This window comes from Nostoc sp. FACHB-152 (assembly GCF_014697475.1).
Taxonomy (GTDB): Bacteria; Cyanobacteriota; Cyanobacteriia; order Cyanobacteriales; family Nostocaceae; genus Nostoc_B.
Genome location: NZ_JACJRV010000005.1, coordinates 109,995 through 131,374, shown reverse-complemented (window position 1 = coordinate 131,374; position 21,380 = coordinate 109,995). Strand labels below are relative to the sequence as shown.

Annotated in this window: 11 protein-coding genes; 9 read left to right on the top strand and 2 right to left on the bottom strand. The window is 41.4% G+C overall.

Features of this window, described 5'->3' with window-relative positions; all coding sequences use genetic code 11:
• Positions 1–186: 186 nt before the first annotated feature.
• On the top strand, positions 187–645 hold the full coding sequence (locus tag H6G76_RS07090; RefSeq protein ID WP_190697563.1) for a hypothetical protein: 459 nt from the start codon (positions 187–189) through the stop codon (positions 643–645).
• Positions 646–844: 199 nt separating this feature from the next.
• Here H6G76_RS07090 and thrC read toward each other — a convergent pair whose 3' ends face one another.
• Positions 845–1,936: a threonine synthase gene (gene thrC, locus H6G76_RS07085; protein WP_190697561.1), complete on the bottom strand. Its 1,092-nt coding sequence runs from the start codon at positions 1,934–1,936 to the stop codon at positions 845–847.
• A 457-nt stretch (positions 1,937–2,393) separates the two neighbouring features.
• On the opposite strand from thrC, the gene H6G76_RS07080 reads away from it, so the two are divergent.
• Positions 2,394–2,582: a hypothetical protein gene (locus H6G76_RS07080; RefSeq protein ID WP_190697559.1), complete on the top strand. Its 189-nt coding sequence runs from the start codon at positions 2,394–2,396 to the stop codon at positions 2,580–2,582.
• Positions 2,583–2,638: 56 nt separating this feature from the next.
• Here the strand turns inward: H6G76_RS07080 and H6G76_RS07075 are convergent, their stop codons facing one another.
• Positions 2,639–4,963, bottom strand: a complete 2,325-nt coding sequence (locus H6G76_RS07075) for a hypothetical protein (protein WP_190697556.1) — start codon at positions 4,961–4,963, stop codon at positions 2,639–2,641.
• Between the two features lie 196 nt (positions 4,964–5,159).
• Here H6G76_RS07075 and H6G76_RS07070 point away from each other — a divergent pair, with 196 nt between their 5' ends.
• The 7 genes from H6G76_RS07070 to fni all read left to right on the top strand — a co-directional run bounded on the left by H6G76_RS07070 (position 5,160) and on the right by fni (position 21,365).
• Positions 5,160–6,851 carry an iron uptake porin gene (locus H6G76_RS07070; RefSeq protein WP_313934750.1) on the top strand — a complete coding sequence of 564 codons (1,692 nt, stop codon included), beginning with the start codon at positions 5,160–5,162 and terminating at the stop codon, positions 6,849–6,851.
• 478 nt (positions 6,852–7,329) lie between these two features.
• Positions 7,330–15,903 carry a non-ribosomal peptide synthetase gene (locus H6G76_RS07065; protein ID WP_190697553.1) on the top strand — a complete coding sequence of 2,858 codons (8,574 nt, stop codon included), beginning with the start codon at positions 7,330–7,332 and terminating at the stop codon, positions 15,901–15,903.
• Between the two features lie 81 nt (positions 15,904–15,984).
• Positions 15,985–16,809: a hypothetical protein gene (locus H6G76_RS07060; RefSeq protein ID WP_190697550.1), complete on the top strand. Its 825-nt coding sequence runs from the start codon at positions 15,985–15,987 to the stop codon at positions 16,807–16,809.
• 185 nt (positions 16,810–16,994) lie between these two features.
• On the top strand, positions 16,995–17,375 hold the full coding sequence (locus H6G76_RS07055) for a nuclear transport factor 2 family protein (protein ID WP_199337282.1): 381 nt from the start codon (positions 16,995–16,997) through the stop codon (positions 17,373–17,375).
• An 18-nt stretch (positions 17,376–17,393) separates the two neighbouring features.
• Complete coding sequence (cysC, locus tag H6G76_RS07050) at positions 17,394–17,972, top strand: adenylyl-sulfate kinase (RefSeq protein ID WP_190697544.1); 579 nt, start codon at positions 17,394–17,396, stop codon at positions 17,970–17,972.
• 151 nt (positions 17,973–18,123) lie between these two features.
• Entirely contained in the window at positions 18,124–20,286 is a 2,163-nt protein-coding gene (locus tag H6G76_RS07045; RefSeq protein WP_190697539.1) for a Rieske 2Fe-2S domain-containing protein, read from the top strand.
• Positions 20,283–21,365 carry a type 2 isopentenyl-diphosphate Delta-isomerase gene (gene fni / locus H6G76_RS07040; RefSeq protein WP_190697536.1) on the top strand — a complete coding sequence of 361 codons (1,083 nt, stop codon included), beginning with the start codon at positions 20,283–20,285 and terminating at the stop codon, positions 21,363–21,365. The genes H6G76_RS07045 and fni overlap by 4 nt, the downstream gene beginning before the upstream one ends.
• The last annotated feature ends 15 nt before the right edge of the window (positions 21,366–21,380 follow it).

Below are 21,380 nucleotides of genomic sequence, written 5' to 3'. Positions count from 1 at the left end.
GGGTAGGGTGCAATGATTGTGGGAATTATAACTATAGGACTCATATTTGATTTCTGAAAAAAACTCACTATACCTTTATTCCTTCTTTCCTATTGCCTATTGCCTCTCTACATAAGTATTTTCAGTAATCAAACCGGATTCCTATAATTAACCAAAGGTCTTGATAAACAAAACAGGTAAGCATCTATGGCGCAAGATTTGACACAACAGTGGTTAGAAGAAATACAAGCACTCAGACAACAACTTGCCCAAAAGCAGCATGACCTAAATTCTGCTTGGGAAAGTGCGGAAAAATGGCGTAAACTTTACAACACCGAAGCCGAACAACGCCGCACAGATACTCATCTTTTGCAGCAGACGATCGCATCCCTCAAGGCAGAAATCCACAAACTCCAGGGTATTGATGCAGCAACACTCGCTGACGGTAAAGCCACAGCTGCTATACAAGCCGAAATCAAACAAATTCAAGCTGTCGAGGAATTGCAGGCGAAACTGATCGCTGTTACCAAAGAACGCGATCGCCTGCTGCAAGCTTTTAAAACTGAACAGGAAAGTCATGCCCAAACTCGCAAAAGCCTCACCACCGCTTTAGGTGATGCTATTGATGGCTTGGCAAGAGAAAGGGCAGAAAGGTCTGAAGTATAAAGTACACACTTCATATAGCAATAAGCAAGGTAGTTAGGCAATACCTTTCGGTTAAAGGGGAAAGGGGAAGGGACAAAAGTAGAAGAAAACCTTTAACCCTTACCCTTTAACCTTTTCCCAAAACCAGATTACAAGTTAAAAATGCTTAACCGAACCATATTGTGTCACCTATCACCTGTCACCTGTCACCTGTCACCTATCAAAATCCCATTGCTTCAGCTACAGCTTTAAGTTCTGCGGGGATGCCTTGTTTAAATTGACTTTGATTGTGTTTAATGGCTGTGTCTGGGTCTTTGAGTCCATTACCTGTCAGCACACAAACTACTGTTGCGCCTGTTGGTACTTGGTCTTTAACTTTTAACAAGCCTGCCACAGAAGCCGCACTGGCAGGTTCACAGAAAATCCCTTCTGATGATGCCAAAAGTCGATAAGCTTCTAAAATTTCAGCATCGGTAACAGCATTGAAACTGCCTTGGCTGGAAGATTGGGCGGCGATCGCTTTATCCCAACTTGCAGGGTTGCCGATCCGAATTGCTGTGGCGATGGTTTCAGGATGCGCTACAGGTTGACCATTTACTAAAGGTGCGGCACCTGCGGCTTGGAATCCCATCATGCGCGGTAGGCGATCGCACTTCCCGGCTTGATGATATTGACAAAAGCCCATCCAATATGCTGATATATTCCCGGCATTACCAACGGGGATACATAGCCAGTCTGGGGCATTACCTAAAGCATCAACTACTTCAAAGGCTGCTGTTTTTTGCCCTTCTAAGCGATAAGGATTGACGGAATTAACTAAGGTTATCGGATAGCTTTCTGCCATCTCGCGCACAATTTCTAAGGCTTGGTCAAAATTTCCTTGAATGGCCAGCACTTCAGCCCCATACACCAAAGCCTGGGCTAATTTGCCAAGCGCGACATAACCATCAGGAATCAACACAAAGGCACTCATGCCACCACGCCGCGCATACGCTGCTGCTGCTGCTGAGGTGTTACCTGTACTCGCACAAATTACTGCCTTTGCCCCGGCTTCCTTCGCTTTGGAAATGGCCATAGTCATCCCCCTGTCTTTGAAGCTGCCAGTAGGGTTAAGACCGTCGTACTTTACAAACACACTTACTTGTCTGCCAATACGCTCTGCGATCGCTGGCACCGGAATTAAGGGAGTATTACCCTCTAAGAGAGTAACAACAGGCGTTTTTTCGCTGACAGGTAAGTACTCACGATAGGCTTCTATCAGTCCGGGCCAGGGTTGGCGATGAGATTTAGCAACAGACAAGCTCACAGTCACAGGATTTAACAGTTTTTCGCTAAAGATTTGCAGATAAGGAAGCTTCAGAAAGCAAATTTTCTGCCTTCTGCTGCCATTAAACTTTGGATTCTAAAAGAATATTATCTCTTTTAGTCTAAGTGTTTTAGTGATGATTTTATTTTAAGCAGATTGTTAGTTTACCATAACCTGCTGTAGCACCGAGTTTTAGATGCAACAGGTATTATTTTTTTGCAAAAGTCAGAATATCTTGGAGCTAAATTTGGTGTATTGCCTTTGTGATCGGCATTTCCAACTTTCTACCCAAAACTTTTTAGCTCTGGAACAAAACCCTACTTATCGTTGTCACTTATCACAAAACACATAAACTATTAGAGTATATGATGGAAAATATACAATAATTTAACAATCCTTAAACCTACATTACTATAATATTTAATATTGGTGTGAGTTGAGTTGTGTATTGAGTTAGTAAGCGATGTCTACTTCATCTCCTGTTTCAGAAAGAAAATGCCAAGCTACCTTGGTGAGTGATTTAAATAAGTCTTTTTATCAAGCAGATCAGCAAGCGAAGTTTAAAAATTTGCAAGCAGAAATTGACTCTCTGTTGCAACAATTGCAAAACTTGAAAGAGCAAAGACTGGCTGCGCCTGAGTCAGACGAATAAATTTGGTTTAATTAAGGCGATCGCCTGCTTTGGTTTAATCTGAATGTTGAGCGATTTTACTCAAAGCGTTGAGTTTTGTCTGACCAACGCTGGAGGCTATAATTATGCTCATTTTCTACGAGTAAAGCTAAAGATTGCTCATCAGATACTCTGGCGATCGCTGTTAAGGCTTGTTGGGTATTGCCTTGAAAATCGGTGTAAATAACTTTACCACTATCAGAAACGATTAAAGTCCGAGGACGGTACTGTTGTTTCTGATTGGCAGGTGTTTTTAGTGAAGAATTTTTTAATGTAGCGATCGCAGCCTCTGAGATAGTAAGCACAGTCTCCGGCTTGTGATCATTGTTTAAATCAATGACTTGCACTGGCCAGTCAGCAGAAATTTCTTCCAGTTGAGAAAAATTAGGAGACTCATCCGCAGTTAACTCGCCAGAGTCTTGCAAATAACGCCAGAGGATTGGTAATAAAGTCTTGACTCCTTGAGGATTTTGGCGAGACATTTCCGCTAGGGTAATAGGAGATGGTTGCACCCATTCGAGTGCATCATTAGTTAAAGCTAACGGACGCAACCCAAAAGTGTTGTGATTTTCAGGTACGGGTTCGCCAGCTGCCAACAACTGTAAATTACCATTGTGTAATTGCACTCCCTTAATTGTGGCGGTAGAGATTTTTTGTTCTCCATCTGGTAAACGGGCAATTATTTGAATGGCAGAATCAACATTCAGACCCAAATTAGCCCAAAGAAATTTACCTGGGTCATTTTTCTGAGAATGCACATCCTCAAAAGGGTAATTCAACCAGTTTTTACCATCTTGAAATGCACTGACTGTGATTCGATACCAAACTTGATTGTCTGGAAGTTTGAGGTCAGACTGAGAATCTGCTAGCAGCCATTGGTGAGATTTGACTTGCGAAATTACTTCTGCTGCACCAATAATTTGACTAGGATGATTAGCTGGGATATAGGCCTTTGCTACCTCAGTATTCAGACGTTTTAATAAGCTTTGAATCTCAGCGAGATTTGCTTTTGTGATTTTTGGCTGCTGTTGTAGCCAAGAATGAGCACTGTCTTCCCCTTGCTGAACAGCTACAATCAACGCACCCCAAGCAAGTACCTCTGGTTGTTCTGGATTAACTTGCAATGCTGCTACTGTGCGATTCCATAACCTGCCCTTGTCTGCTTTCAGCAAGGTAGCAATTTCTTGGATATTTTGCGATGATGCTGCAAACACTTTTAAAGCTTTGCCCCAACGACCATCGATTAAATCTGCCAATACTTGTTCACTGGGACTCGCCCAAATTTTATCAGCTTGAGTTTGCGTAATTTGAGCATATTGACCAATGAGATCGATTTGCGCTTGCGCTGTTGCTGGTAATGGGTTTTTGCGTTGTTTTTGAATTGACTTTAAAGATTCTAAAGCTGGTGTCCATAGACCACTACGGGCAATTTTTAATGCATTTTGGTAAGCAGTATCCTGAATAGCTGGCGTTGCGAGACTGATTTTTTCTAACTGAATCGGGTTGAGATAAAGCTTGGTAGGTTTGACCTGGTAAATTTGTAAGTGAGGTTCTAAACCCACTGTTAGATTGATAACTAACTCTTTATCACCGCCACCAGTGATTTGTTGCCATTGAGGTAATTCCTCAGTAGGACTTTTCCACGATAAAAGTTGTTGTATGTTAGTGCGTTCTGGATTGTAGTACAAAATCTGACCGTAAGCGAGCGCACTTTTGCCTTGTTGATATTGACCCCGCAGATAAAACCAGACTCCCTTTGCAGGTGTGTCGCCTTCAAAGCGTTGCACTTGGGTTAAAGGTAAAAAAGTTTTGGTTTCCTCCTGTTCTGCTGTCCCTTCAATAAAAGATTTTTCTAGACCTGTGACCGATAGTTGCGTAGCTAAACGATAATATTTTTCTGTTTTTGATTGTAATTCAGCGTCTTTTGCTAGTTGATAAACTTGCAGTGCTACCAGTTCTTGACACTCAGACTGACAATTGACACGTTGCTGAAAAACTGGCAATAAAAAAGAGTTTTCGCCCTCATCCAAAACTAATTGTTCCCCAGATGTTTGTTTCTGTTGCTGCAAACTGGCTTTAATTTCTGCCAGAGTGTGGGGGTGTTCACTATAGCCGAAGGAAATTTGCGCCCATTCTGGTAAAAACTTATTCATCCAGCCTATTTTTTCTGGATTAAAGATAAATAGAATACTCAACCAAGCAAAAATCAAAACTAACCCAGCACTACTGATTAAAAGCGCGATCACCAATGTTGATGACAGCAGACCTCCTTTCTGTGGTTGCTGCACGTTAGTTTCAGCCTTTGGGGAAGCCGGATTGCGTCTCAAAAATTTTGGTGATAGCTTGTGCGACCAATGTGCCATATTAATTCTCTTTCAATCTAGTTGGTAGGCGGCTATCTTTTCTTTTATACTCGCGTTTTCCCTGATTGCCCAGTTCGTTTTTTGTCCCAGATTGTACAAAGTCGGTACAAATTCTCATGCTAAAAAAGATATTTTTGCTTACACTCAAACTTCAGTATGGTGTGTACAGTATAAAAAATTGAAACCTAAGCTAATTGTGAATAATATTAAATTCTGGTTATTTACATCTTTAATAGTTGCGGGATGCAATAGTGTATCAGAAAAAGCATTCGCTCAAGATTACGTCAGTACAGAAGTAGAACAAACAATAAATTCAATTACAAATTATCAAGATAAATCTTCTACATTATTAACAGGTAATTTTCTAGGAGAAAATACGGAATCGATGGCACAAGTCACATCGGTTTCGCAACTCAATGATGTCCAACCTAGTGATTGGGCTTTTGCTGCTTTACAATCTTTAGTAGAACGCTATAACTGCATTGCTGGTTATCCTAGTAACCAATTTCGGGGCGATCGCGCTATTTCCAGATATGAATTTGCCGCAGGTGTCAATGCTTGTTTAGACAAAATTAATCAAATCATTTCAGCAACAACAGCAGAAGTAGTAACGCGTGCAGATTTAGCTACTATTCAACGCCTGCAAACAGAATTTAGCAGCGAATTAGCTACTTTGCGTGGGCGAATAGATAGCTTAGAAGTACGCACCGCAGAAATCGAGGCTAACCAATTTTCTCCTACAACTAAACTGAGTGGGCTAGCAGTTGTTGGTGTTCAAGGACGGACAGGTAATCGTGCTGATATTAATCCTAGAGATGGCGTAAAAGATACAGAAGATGCAGGCACAAACGCGAATGTTATATCTTTATCACTGCTATCTTTAACCAGCCAACTAACGCCCCGCAGTTATTTATATACAGGTTTGTTACAGGGAAAAGGTAGTACACAGCCGAGATTTAGTAATGACGTTGTGCTTGGTTATGAATATCCCACAGATAACTTGACTATCACTGACTTAAATTATCACTGGTTAGTTACGGACAACTTAGCTCTCATGGTGGGAACAGAAGGCGTAAGTATGACAACGGCTTTCCGTGGCCCCAACCGATATGAAAGTGGAGCTACAGGCCCATTATCCTACTTTGCTCAGAGAAACCCTATCTTAAATATAGGTTTTGGTCATGGTGGAATTGCGATCGATTGGCAATTTGCTAAACGTGCTAGTTTGCAAGCTTTGTACTCTAGTTACACTCCTGGTGATCCTGATGGACGCAATGGTTTGTTTGATGGCAATACAACAACAGGCATACAGTTGCTCTTAACACCCGTTGATGCGGTGGATGTGAGTTTGTATTATGTCAACAATTACGCTTCTGATGGTTGTTTGTTGACCTTTGTGGGTGATGAGTGTTTAACAGCGACTAGCGAAACTACTGGCCAGTCAGCACCTTTACAAACTAACGCTTATGGTGCTACCGTCAATTGGCAAATTTCGCCCCGTGTGACTTTAGGTGCTTGGGGTGGCTATACTAAATCAAATATTCCTGGGCGATCGGGTCATGTCGAAACGACGAATTACATGGTATTTTTGAATTTTCCTGATTTGTTTGCTAAGGGTAACTTGGGCGGCATTTATATCGGACAACCCCCGAAAATTACTAGTAGCACTCTACCTGTGGGTAATAATGTTCCTGACTTTATCAATACAGGTTTGGGACGTGCGGGAGGACAACCAGGAAGCACAACACAAATTGAAGCTTTTTACCGTTTTCAGGTTACAGATAACATTAGCATTACACCAGGTATAATTCATATCTTAGAACCAGGTCATACACCAGACAGTGACCCAATTACTATTGGTATTATTCGCAGTACATTTCTGTTTTAACGTGAGTTCGATGAACCTCTCCCCAAACCTCTCTGAGGCGGAGATGGGCTGAAATATCCTTAACTAAAATGAAAAATTAGGCTTTAGAAGCCTCTACCCCACAAGGAGAGAGGCTTTTGTCATTTCTGCACAGATGTATCGAACTAGAACTGATTAGTCGGACATGATATTACAGGAGATGATGCGTCGGTTTGCGCGCAGTTGTCAAACATCTGAAATCTCAATTTAGAGATTTTAATGTAGGCTGCTCAAAATCAGCCAATTAATTTAGTAGTTTTTTATTTATCTTAACGGTCTTAACTTTCTTCTTAACTGTCTTAAATGTCTTAACTGTCTTCGTAACTGTCTTCTTAACTGTCTTAACTGACATTGTGTTTTATTGATGAATCTGAGATTATTGACTAGATAATTGCAAAAATCACTAAATAAATAAAAATTATAGTTCTTAATTACGATAAATATTTTAAATATTAAGTATATGACTGCACAAAAAATATTAAAACAAATCTCTCAGCAAAAAGTTGTTATTACGGCGACATTTACAAGCGAACCAGTTGAAGATTCCTTATGTTATTGGCTTCAAGAAATAGGAATACCTTATTCAATTGAGTTTGCACCTTACAACCAAGTATTTCAAGAACTGCTAAATCCAGTCAGCCTTTTAGCTAATAATCATGATGGAGTCAATGTAGTTTTAGTGAGGTTTGAGGATTGGGAAGCAAATAAAAATCGTCTACAATTAAAGGCTGATGATTCTTTAAAAGAAGAAATTTTTAGCGATCGCTTACGCCACATCTTACCCAATCACATAGAAATTGCTCACCTAAATCAGTACGAAACTGAGTATTTATATCAAGAAATCTTCGTTGATCGCGTCTATTTAAAGCATGGAATCGTCTTTAATGAAGATGATTGCATCATCGATGTTGGAGCGAATATTGGATTATTCACCTTATTTGCTCAACAAAAGTCCCCAAAAGGGACTATTTATGCTTTTGAACCTGCACCGCACGCCTTTGATAAATTACAGACTAACGCCAAGCTTTATTGTCAAAATACGCATCTTTTTAACTGCGGATTGGGTGGCGAATCTAGAGAAGAAACCTTCACTTTTTACCCACGTTCTTCAGTTTTCTCCAGTTTTGCAGCTGATGCAGAGCAAGACGAAAAAGCTATTCGTTCAGTCATTATAAATATGCTGCAACGCGATAATTCTTTAGATGAAGAGACATTAGAGCGTTTGGCCGATGAATTTATTAAAGATAGATTAGATAAAGAAACTTATCAGGCTCAACTGCGGACGCTTTCTGAAATTATCGAAGAATATCAAATTGAAAAGATTGATTTACTGAAGCTAGATGCAGAAAAAAGCGAGTTAGCTATTCTCCAAGGGATAAAAGACAATCACTGGCCTCTGATTAAACAGATAGTTATGGAGGTGCATGACCAAGAAGGCACTACAATTAAACAGGTCTTGCGCTTGCTGGAAGATAAAGGTTTTAAATTTGTTGTGGATGAAGAGTCTCTACTACACGGTTCGGGACTCTTTAATATTTATGCGACTCGCTACAACCAAAACTACCCAGAATTACAGCAAACCAAAAACACCGAGCAATTAGAGCAAACCGTTAAAGATTTTAGCAGTGCCTTAAAAACAGCAGCAATGCGATCGCCCATTTCCTCTTTGATTTGTGTATGTCCTCCATCTCCAAATATTGATACAGCAACTAACAGCGTATACGAGAGAATGCAGGAACTTTTAGTAGCCGATCTCAAAGATGTTAGAGGGATGTATCTGATCGAAACTCAAGAATTGACCAGTATCTATCCAGTAGAGGACTACTACGACCCCTACGGCGATGAACTAGGACACATCCCTTACACTCCAACCTTTTTCTGCGCCTTGGGAACCATGCTAGCGCGGAAGATATTTGCATTGAAAAACTCTCCTTATAAAGTGATTGCCCTTGACTGTGACAATACTTTATGGAGTGGTGTTTGTGGAGAAGATGGAGTTGCAGGAGTAAAAATCGACCCATCATATCGAGCGCTACAAGAATTTATCGTAGAACAGCAAGCAGCCGGAAAGTTGATTTGTTTGTGTAGTAAGAATCAACAAGAAGATGTGTTTGCAGTCTTTGACCAACATCCAGATATGGTGCTAAAGCGTCATCATCTCGTCAATTGGCGCATTAACTGGGAATCGAAATCAGAGAATCTGAAGTTTTTAGCTAACGAATTGCAACTGGGTTTAGATAGTTTCATTTTCATTGATGACAACCCAGTTGAATGTGCAGAGGTGAAAGCAAACTGTCCAGAAGTCTTGACTCTGCAACTCCCCCAAGAGTGTAGTCACATCCCCCAATTTTTACAACATACATGGGCTTTCGACCAACTCCAAGCTACCCAAGAAGACCAACAAAGAACCAATCTCTATCAACAGAATATCCAACGCCAACGCTTACAACAGGATTCGCTTTCCTTTGCAGATTTCCTCGCCCAACTGGAGTTAGAAATTGAGATTTACCCCATGCAAAACGAGCAACTTTCGCGGGTTGCTCAACTTACAGGGCGCACTAATCAGTTTAACCTGACAACAATTCGACGGTCTGAGGCGGAAATTCAACAACTTTGTAATTCAGGAAAATTAGAGTGTCGTGTAGTTAAGGTAAAAGACCGCTTTGGTGATTATGGCTTAGTAGGTCTGATGTTGTTTGCAGTTGAAGAAAATGCTCTAGTTATAGACACATTCTTGTTGAGTTGTCGGGTACTTGGTCGGGGTGTAGAGCATAAAATGCTGTCCTATTTAGGACAACTCGCCCAAGAAAGAGGATTAGAAAGAGTCCAACTTTTGTATATACCTACGCCGAAAAACCAACCAGCCAGAGACTTTCTGACTAGTGTTGGTAAAAAATTTCAGCAAGAAAAAAATGATGCTTGGTTATTCAATATTCCATCTCAAACCGCATCTAAGAGTAATTTTCTATTAATGTCCGATACACATACAGTAGTTGAACAAGCAAAACCTCTCCAAACTCTCCGCGCCTCTGCGCCTCTGCGTGAAATAAATCTCCCCTCCGACTTCTTTGAACCCATAGCCTTAAATCTCTACAGCCCTGAACTCATCCTCAAAGAGATTACATCTCGACAACAACGCCAACGTTCTCAGTTAGAGATAGAATTTGTTGCGCCTCGTACTCCTCTAGAAAAAGCGATCGCTAATCTATACGCAGAAATCCTCAAACTTGACAGAGTAGGTATTAACGATAACTTTTTTGAATTAGGTGGCGATTCCATCCGGGGAGCCATCCTCATTAATAAATTACAAGCTCAATTAAACGAAATTATTCACTTTGTAGTTTTATTTGATACTAAAACAGTAGCAAACCTAGCAGCTTACATAGAAGAAAACTATCCACAGACAGCAGCCAAACTATTAGGTAAAGAAACTACAGCAATTATTGAGTCATCACAAGAGCGCATCGATGAAACTAAAGTTTTGCAAATGCGCTGCTTAATCCCCTCAATCGCTCCCCCAATAGATAACGACGCAGAGAAAAACCCGCCAGCTATCTTTATCCTGTCGCCTCATCGTAGTGGCTCTACCTTACTCCGCGTTATCTTAGGAGGAAACCCGCAACTGTTCGCGCCACCAGAATTAGAACTGCTGACATTTAATACTCTGGGAGAAAGAAAAGCAGCATTTTCTGGACGTTATAGCTTTTGGGCGGAAGGGACGATTCGCACCATCATGCAAATTAAAAGGTGCAGTCCTGAAGATGCGATCGCACTGATGGAAGAATTGGAAGCGCAAAATCTTACCACCAAGCAATTCTATCGCCTTATTCAGCAATGGCTAGGCGATAAAATCTTAATAGACAAAACCCCCTCTTATTCCATAGATTTAGAAACCCTCAAACGAGCAGAAATCAACTTCCAGAACCCTCTCTACATCCATCTGATACGTCATCCATTAGCAACTATGCGATCGTATGAAGAAGCCAGAGTAGAGCAAACATTCCCCTATAAACATCCTTTCAATAGACGAGAACTCGCTGAATTAGTATGGCTAATTAGCCATCAAAATATCTGCCAATTCTTGCAAGAAATTCCTCAACAAAGGCAATATAGAGTCAAATTTGAAGATATAGTTATCCAACCAAAGACTACTGTAGAAAGACTATGCCAATTTTTAGGGGTAAACTTCCATCCCGATATGCTGCAACCATACAAAGAGAAAAAGCAGCGCATGACTGATGGTATTTACGCCCAGTCTAGGATGGTGGGGGATGTGAAATTTCACGAACATCAGACCATTAATCCCAGCACCGTAAATAGTTGGAAACAGTATTACAACAACGACTTCTTAAGTGATGTGGCTTGGCGGTTAGCAGAGTCTTTGGGTTATGGAAGGGAAGAGGGAACAGATAATCAAATCAATAACCGTGTTATTCGGCAAGTGCGTCGGGGAAGTAAAACAGAATCCCAGACATTCCCTGTTTCTTTCGCCCAACAGAGGTTATGGGTTTTGGCACAATTAGAGCCGGACAACCCTTTCTACAATATGTTTAAGGCAGTTCGTCTGGATGGACGGATAAATATAGAAGTTTTAGAACATAGCCTCAACGAGATTATCCGCCGCCATGAAATTTTACGCACTACTTTTAGTTCTGAAGAGGGAACGCCTGTACAAATAATTGCGCCGCACGCCACGATGAAACTTGCGGTGGTAGATTTGCAAAGGTTTTCCGGACAAGCACAGTTACAACAACTGCAAGACGTAGCCACTCAAGATCAATTGCAACCCTTTGATCTCACCAAAGGACTTTTACTGCGAGTGACCCTAGTACAACTAGAGTCAGAATCTTATGCTTTGTTATTGACCATGCACCACATTATCGGTGATGGCTGGTCAATGGGAGTATTTATCAAAGAATTATCGAGTTTGTATCGAGGTTTCTTAGCTGGTGATACTTCTTCCCTCCCAGAGTTACCAATTCAATACGCCGATTTTACGATTTGGCAGCGTCAATGGTTGCAAGGCAAAGCATTACAAACCCAAGTCAATTACTGGAAGCAACAGTTAGCAGACGCACCACCACTTTTAGAACTACCAACAGATAGGCCTCGCCCCTCCGTGCAGACTTTCCGGGGTTGGTGTTTTTCCTTCCAGTTAGATGCAGAACTCACAGCATCCCTGAAAGAACTCAGCCACAAGTCAGGAACTACCCTATTTATGACCTTGATGGCGGCTTATGCTACCTTACTTTTCCGTTATAGTGGTCAGTCAGACATTCTGTTAGGAACGCCCATCGCTAGCCGCAATCAACAAGAAATAGAGGGGTTAATTGGCTTTTTTGTCAATACTTTGGTGATGCGAACTCGCCTAAAAGGTAATCCGAGTTTTTCAGAACTCCTAATACAAGTACGTTCTACTTGCATGGATGCCTACGCTAACCAAGACGTACCTTTTGAGCAGATTGTCGAGGCTTTACAAATAGTGCGTAGTCTGAGCCACAGTCCTTTATTTCAGGTGATGTTTGCATTGCAAAATGCGCCAATGGAACAATTAGAAACGCCTGAGTTAGCTGTTACTCCTCTCCATCTAGATAATGTTAATGCCAAGGTTGATCTGACATTACAAATGTGGGAACAAGGTAACTGTTTACAAGGGTTCTGGCAATACAACACCGATTTATTTGATGAAGACAGAATCGCTCGAATGAGTGGTCATCTCCAAACATTATTAGCGGGAATTGTCGCCAACCCGCAGCAGTCGGTAGGTACTTTACCACTGCTAACTGAGCGTGAACGTCATCAGTTGTTAGTGGAATGGAATGATACTCACTTACCCTATCCTGATAGCAAGTGTATTCATGAAGTATTTGAGGAACAGGTAAGACAAACACCTGATGCTGTGGCGGTAGTGTATGAGGATGAATCTCTCACATACCGGGAATTGAATCACCGCGCCAATCAACTGGCGCACTATTTACAAACTTTGGGAGTTAAGCCAGAGGTATTGGTAGGGATATGCGTTGAGCGTTCCCTAGAAATGATCATCGGTATCCTGGCTATTAACAAAGCCGGCGGTGCTTATGTTCCCTTTGACCCCGCCTATCCCCAAGAACGCTTGGCTTATATGTTCCAAGACACAGGGGTATCAGTGCTACTCATCCAACAGCAGTGGATGGGATTACTACCACCCAACTCAGCCAAGGTTATTTGTCTAGACACAGACCAGGAAATTTTCGCCCAATACAGCCAAAAGAACCTGAAAACAGAGGTGACACCAGATAAACTCACTCACATCATGTATACCTCTGGTTCTACAGGAATCCCCAAAGGTGTCTGCATTATCCATAGAAATGTTGTCCGCTTGGCTAAGGGAACAAACTATGCCTCATTAACACCACAAGAAGTTTTTCTTCAACTCGGCCCTCTTTCCTTCGATGCTTCCACACTGGAAATTTGGCCTTGTCTTTTGAATGGAGCCAAACTCGTCTTGATGCCTAGTCAAAAGCCATCTTTGGCAGAGTTAGGTGAAATCATCCAACGCTATCAGGTAAGTATTTTATGGCTCACAGCCAGCTTATTCCATCTGATGGTGGATGAAAGATTGCAGGATTTACAACCTGTGCGTCAACTGATGAGTGGCGGTGATGTATTATCTGTAGCTCACGTCCAAAAAGTTGTGCGAGAATTGAAGAATTGCCAATTCCTCAACGGTTACGGCCCGACGGAAAACACAGTATTTACTACTTGCTTCCCTATAACGGCAGACACTCAACTTGAGAAATCAATTCCTATTGGTCGTGTGATTGGTAATACCCAAGTCTATATATTAGACTCCAATCTCCAACCTGTACCAGTCGGGGTTTGGGGTGAAATGTGTGTTGGTGGTGCTGGTTTAGCTAGGGGTTACTGGAATCGTCCCGAACTCAATCAGCAAAAATTTATTCCTAATCCTTTTGGTCATCCAGATGCCGATCGCTTGTATAAAACAGGGGATTTGGTGCGTTATTTACCCGATGGTAATATAGAATTTTTCAGTCGCATTGACAACCAAGTAAAAATCCGGGGCTTCCGCATTGAACTGGCGGAAATTGAGGTAGTTATAACCCAACATCCCCAAGTACGCGATGCTGTTGTCATTGCTAGAGAAGACAAGCCGGGGAGCAAAAATTTGGCAGCTTATGTGATCCCCGAAGGAACAAAGCCCAGTAGTAGCGAGTTGCGATCGTTCCTTCAAGAAAAGCTTCCCGACTATATGGTGCCAGCATCCTTCACAATTATGGAGGCGTTGCCGATTACGCCCAATGGTAAAGTAGACCGTCGCGCCTTACCAGTACCAGAGTTCGAGTTCAATGATTCCACTAGCTTGGTTGCTCCCCGCACCGATAGCGAAAAAATCTTGTTGCAAATTTGGCAAGATGTTTTACTATTAAAACAAGTTTGTATTCATGACAACTTTTTTGAATTGGGTGGCGATTCCATCATTGGCATCCAAATTATCGCCAGAGCCAATCAAGCTGGATTAAAACTAACTCCAAAACAGCTATTTCAGCATCAAACCATCGCCCAGTTAGCTGCTGTAGCGGTGAAAACGACCTCTCAAGAGGCAGAACAAGGCTTAGTTACAGGCATTGTTCCCTTAACACCGATTCAGCATTGGTTTTTTGAGCGAAATTTACCCGAACCCCATCACTTTAACCAGTCTGTTCTGCTAGAAGTTCCGCCCAATATCAAACCGGAATTACTAGAAAAAGCATTGCAAAAGCTGTTATACCATCACGATGCTTTAAGGCTAAGGTATGTGCAGCAAGCAGCGCAATGGCAACAGTGTTCGGTCGTAGACTATCGCTTATCCTTAGTTATTGCTGATTTATCTGGTCTGACTCCAGCAGAACAAACTAAAGCCATTGAGAGTCAGGCAGATGAAATCCAGCGATCGCTAAATTTAACAGATGGGCCGTTACTGCGGGTCGTACTGTTTAACTTAGGCGAATTTTCTCCTGGTCGGCTACTGGTCGTCATCCATCACTTGGCTGTAGACGGGATTTCCTGGCGGATTTTGCTAGAGGATTTATCTCAAATCTACAAACAATTAGATAGTGGGAATAGCATCCAACTTCCTGCAAAAACCACTTCTTTTAAAGATTGGGCAATTCGATTGCACAACTATGCAGACGATGAAGAACTGCGAACAGAACTAGACTACTGGCTCAACTCAATGCAGTTTGCAGTTGCGCCTATACCGTTAGATTTTCCTGCTATTGCATCAGCCAACACTGTCGGTTCAAGTCGCATTGTTTCTGTATCCCTAAGTGTAGAACAGACTCGCGCTCTACTACAGGATGTCCCTGTTGCCTACAACACCCAAATTAACGATGTACTATTGACCGCATTAGTGCAGAGTTTTGCCCAATGGACAGGATACGAATCTCTACTGATTGAATTAGAAGGTCATGGAAGAGAGGACTTATTTGCAGATGTAGACTTGTCACGTACAGTAGGCTGGTTTACGAGTATATTTCCCGTTTGCTTAACAGCAGGCCTTTACCATCCGGGGGAGGCTCTCAAGTCAGTCAAAGAGCAACTGCGACGTATTCCTAACCGAGGTATTGGCTACGGTATTTTGCGGTATCTAAGCTCAGATGCAACCATACACAAGCAACTTGATCTGCTTCCTCAAGCTCAAGTGAGCTTCAATTACTTGGGTCAATTCGACCAACCGCACCTAGCATCTCTGGGTTGGAAATATGCTCAAGAATCTAGCGGTTCTATTCACAGTCCCAAAGGACAACGCCGTCATTTGTTGAATGTGAGTGGATTAGTAATTGAAGGTAGATTGCAACTGGAATGGAAATATAGCTCGGCTTTCCATCATCAGTCTACGGTAGAAAACTTGGCTAACAACTATGTGAAAACCCTAGAAGCGATTATTGACCACTGCTTATTAACAGAAGCAGGAGGTTATACACCTTCAGATTTTCCCGAAGTTAATTTTAGCCAAGAAGCGTTGGATGAACTGCTAGCAGAAATTGAATAAAGTCGTTCACAACTCATCTCTATTAAGAGAAGACTTGTTCTCACTTTGTCCATTGTTTCATACCAATCATATTCATTATTTATGACCATCTCGAAAGCAACACTCACAACCACGCGGGATTCAGGAGTTTTAGTTAATAAACTCGCTTCTAAAATCTCCTGTATTTCTTATCAAAGTATCCGTCGGTCTAGCAGAGTATTGAGAGAATTTATTCTTTATTATTTTCCTATTTATAATCTCTCAATGAATGACTTTTTTCGATTTTATCCCATCTTAGGTTTTATCGAAGCTCTGGTATATCAAACTGATGACGAAGTAGAAAGAATCCAACATGATGGTTGTGAATCACTGCAAAATTCTCCTTGGCAAGCTAAACAGGAAATGATATTGGCTGTTTTAGAAGAATATAATCTCAAGCATTGCAAAGTAGAATTTTATATGCAGAAGCTAGGCGAGTATTTCGAGTTGGAAACTCACTTATTAGCCAGTTCTCATGTTACTCATGGCATGATTAAACAGGCGGCGGAATTACGTTCTTCTGACTATCGAATTTTGCATTGCACCTTGCTCAAAATGTTAGGTTTAAATTACCAACAAGATGAGTTAAATGAAGAATTAAGGTTAATGTGGCCTTTAGAGGTGTTAAATGACATCGAAGATGATTTGATGTCTTATGCAGAGGATGTGTCTGCTAAACAATATAATACTTATAGAATGTTTGTCAAAGTTTATGGAGAAAAAGCTCCATATTATTTAAAGAAAGAATTAGATTTTTATGAAAGTTTATATCATAAGCAAATAAGTAGGTTTTCAGGAATGAGACGAGAAGCTTTTCTCAAACCTTGGCAAGCTTATCGTCTTGATCATCCAGTACCAATGATTCCTGAACCGATTATTGAAGAATAATATCAAATATTGCTAATGGCTAATAGTAAATTGCTAGTTATAGCAGGTTATAGGAAACATAATTACAACTACTCTTTAGGGTTTTGTGATTACTCTATTGGCAACTGCTATATGGTTAATATCAACTATTGGTTATTAGCAAATGATTGATAAAGCGAAATGAAATGCATAACAGGAGTGTCATTATGTATGCCAATAGCAATTCGCAAATACTCACAGATTACAGTGCATTAGTGATTGAATTATTTCATGTTGTTGATTCCTGTAAATGGGAATCTCTCACAGATGTTTTTCATAGTAATATAATTTATGAACGTCCAGGTTACAATGCTTTTGTTGGCATTGAACGCTTGCTCAAGTTTTATCAGATGGAAAGAGTAATTGCATCAGGTAAACACTACATTGAGCATATTACAATTGATGGGAGTTATGGTGCTTGTTGGGGAAGATTTATAGGTGTTAGCAAAGAAGCCTGTCAAATAGATGAGCTTTTTGCTGATGTCTATTCGTTTGAAAAAGGTAAGATTAAAACTCGCAAAACACATTTTTTTAGACCAGCCGTTTAGTAAAATTGTTGAGGTGGGATGGTGGAGCAACAGCGTGGCGTAACAATTTGGTTAACTGGTTTGAGTGGTGCTGGTAAAACTACCATCAGTCAGTTTTTGGAAGCTCAATTGCGATCGCAAGGTTATAAAATTGAAGTGCTTGATGGCGATGTAGTACGGCAAAACTTAAGTAAAGGTTTAACTTTCAGTAAGGAGGATAGAGACGAAAATATTCGGCGGATTGGTTTTGTAGCGCATTTGTTAACTAGAAATAATGTCATCGTCCTGGTTTCAGCCATCTCACCATATCGAGCAATTCGAGAAGAAGTGAAAGCGAAAATTGGCGATTTTATTGAAGTATACGTCAATGCACCATTAGCAGTTTGTGAACAGCGAGATGTAAAAGGTTTATATAAAAAAGCTAGAGCAGGCGAAATCAAAAACTTCACAGGAATTGATGATTTATACGAAATACCTTTTAACCCAGATGTGGAATGTAAAACTAATCAAGAAAGTGTTAACGAAAGTGCTAATAAAATTTTAAATAAATTAGCAGAATTAGGTTACATTAATTCTATAGTAATGCCACAATTACACAATAACTGTTTGCCTGTATAGCAATTATACTTAATTTTAAAACTAGTTATGGAGATAGGCAATAGGCAATAGGTAATAGGCAATAGGTAATAGGTAATAAATTTGTTTAGCTCTCCTACACGGTTTGTTATAGATTATTTGATTTTGGCGATAAAAAGTAGGTAAAAATGAAATGGTTTTAGCCAAAGAAAAGGAATTATGTAAACTTTTTGTGGAAGTGGGACGACAGCAATACTCCCTTGCTTTTATGGGTAAAAATTTTGCTCAAAATGATGAATTAGCTTGGAATAGTTTTGTTAATAAACTACTATCATCTAAGGGCGAACCTGCTGTTGAAACAGCCTATAAATGTCTAGAAAACTTAGTTGATAAATATAATCAACGTCATCACACAGAAGTCGATATCAAAATTGTTTATAATTACTTTGCCGCTAAAATTATTCGTTCCATATTTGTGGAACCATCAAAATTAGAGAAAGACTGGTATTTTATTTGTTGCACCACAGAAATTCCCCAGGCTGGGGATTTTGTGACTGTGCAGATTTTTCAAGAACCGTTGGTGGCTGTACGTCAAGCAGACGGAAGTATTCGCGTTTTTCTCAATGTCTGCACTCATCGCCAATCACCAGTCTTTGAAGGTCACGGTTGTGTAGGCGTAGATAAAGCGGCTCTTTGTCCTTATCATGGATGGGCGTTTGGTATCGATGGTGATTGCAAGAATGCACCAGGGGCAAATAGAGGAGAGTTTGGGGCTGATTTTGACCTCAAAAATTATAGTTTGCAGGAGTTTGAGGTCAAAATTGATGACAATCAACGTGTTTTTGCCAAGATTGTCCAAAATAATCACCACCCCCTAGAAACACCGCCGCAAAGCCATCAAAACATCGGGGTAAAAATTACAAATCTGCTCAATTCTGTCAGTCCTGGCTATGCAGATGGGGAAACCGCCACCCTTCCAGAACAAATTCGCCTCTGGTTGAGGATAGGTTATTTAGAGGCGGAACTACAACAACTAATTGCAGACATCAACCAAGGACAAACAAGCATTAGCCAGCAATTAATGTTAGATTCATTACTTGGGGAACTGAGACAAGCTATTCTTACCGTCGATAGTGATGGGTTAGCTTCAGAATTGGATGAAGTGGTGCAAAGAGTTTATAGCTTTGACGAGCAAAAGCAGTTGATTGGCCAGCCGAGAGAATACCCGAAATTTGAGCCTGATCATAAAGAAGATTCCCCAACAGATGAAAGAAGACAAGCATTGCCAATTTGGATTTATGGCGATGCGTCATTGTTTGCTTTAGAAGTTGAGCATTTAATTAAACCAACTTGGCAATTTGTTTGCCATGTCAACGAAATTCCCCAACCAGGTAACTTTACTTGGTTAGATATTGTAGGCTTGCGCGCCTACGTTATTCGCACCGCCAATGGGGAATTTTTCGCGGGTAAACTTCTTGATGTCACACAACGGGGGAACTATCCGCAATTTGGTTTACCCAACTACGGTTTAGAACCTATTGATATTGACATTTTTTATGGATTTATTTTTATTCGCTTTACTTGGGAAGGCTTAAGATTAGCCGAGAGTTGGTATCAACCGGGCTTATTAGAACCATACCAACTCGAAAAAATGCAGCCGATTGGTGGTGTCGGTCGCTATGACATTAATGTGGAGGTGGATTACAAACTACTGTGGGAAAACTTTTTAGAAGATTACCACTTTCCCATGATGCACAAGGGTTTAACCCGTCGGTTTGGAGTGTCGAGCGATTGTGAAGGCATTAACGGCATGATTATTCCCATGCGCGATCCGGCTTCACCCAGCTTAACCCCAATCGAGCGCGAATATTATGATTGCGCTAAAGCGATCGCTCACCATTCTTGGGAACGCGAACAAGAATTACAAGAGTACGCCTCTCAAAATCATTCTTTACCCGAATCCCTCTGTTTCTCAGCCTTCTGTTCCATGTCGGCGCAAGAAGAAATCCCCATGCCTTTTTCTTTGAGCGTATTTCCTGAACACGTACAAACTTTTTCCTTAGTTCCCGCCGGGCCGAGAGAAGCTCGTTTTCACGTCCGTAGTTATGGCCATGTCCTCGATCCTGACGATCCTCAAACTCCAGCGATTGAAAAGGCGCGAAGCGCAAATATTCAACTACTGGTGGAATCGCTACATGAGGACATTCGCGTTAACTATATCTGTCAAGACAGTGTTTCCTCAAGACTGTTTGAGAAAACAGGTGTATTCAGTATTGCCGAGTTTGATGTGGCGAAATTTCAAGAGGCTATCCGCTTGAAGTTGCCCATCACCAGTCATCAAAGGAAACCCTTATGACTTCTACTGTGCCATTATTCAATCCTGCAACAGAAATTGAGACTCGCAAAGCTGACCATCTGCGTGTCTGCTTAGAAGAAGATGTCCAGTTTCAGCAAGTAACTAGCGGATTTGAATGCTATCGCTTTACACATCATTGTCTCCCGGAAATCAACCGCAGCGATATTAACCTGCAAACAACCTTTCTGGGTAAGCATCTCGGTGCGCCTCTATTGATTTCTTCGATGACAGGGGGAACAGAATTAGCAAAGCTAGTCAACACTCGGTTAGCAACAGTTGCTCAACGCTACCGATTAGCAATGGGGGTAGGTTCACAACGAATTGCGATCGAACAGCCTCAATTAGCCTCTACCTTTGCCGTCCGTTCCTTTGCGCCTGACATTTTATTGTTAGCCAACTTGGGGGCGGTGCAACTAAATTATGGCTGCGGGCTGGATGAGTGTTTGCATTTGGTAGATTCCCTAGAAGCGGATGCACTAATTTTGCATCTTAACCCCCTGCAAGAGTGCGTACAGTCCAAGGGAGATACCGATTTTCGGGGATTGTTAAGTAAAATTGCCCAGCTTTGTCAACAGCTACCCGTCCCGGTGATTGCTAAAGAAGTGGGCAATGGCATTTCTGCGGTGATGGCACAAAAGCTAATTGATGCCGGGGTTGCAGCTATTGATGTTGCTGGGGCTGGTGGAACTTCCTGGGCAAAAGTAGAAAGCCAACGCGCCAAAGATAACAAGCAACGCCGTTTGGGGCAAACTTTTGCAGATTGGGGTTTAGCAACCGCAGACTGTCTAAATTCCATCCGCGCGATCGCCCCGACAATTCCCTTAATTGCTTCGGGTGGGCTAACTAACGGATTGGATGTAGCCAAAGCGATCGCACTAGGAGCCGACTTAGCCGGATTAGCCCGACCTTTTTTAGCAGCCGCCGTCACATCAGAAGCCGCCGTTGATGAATTAGCCGAAATTCTGATTGCTGAACTCGAAACAGCTTTATTTTGTACTGGCAATACCAGCTTGGCAGAACTGAGAAGTTCTGGCGCGTTGCAACCTGTAGCGAAGTGGGGAGTAGAGAGTATGGAATAGGGGAAAAACCTTCTG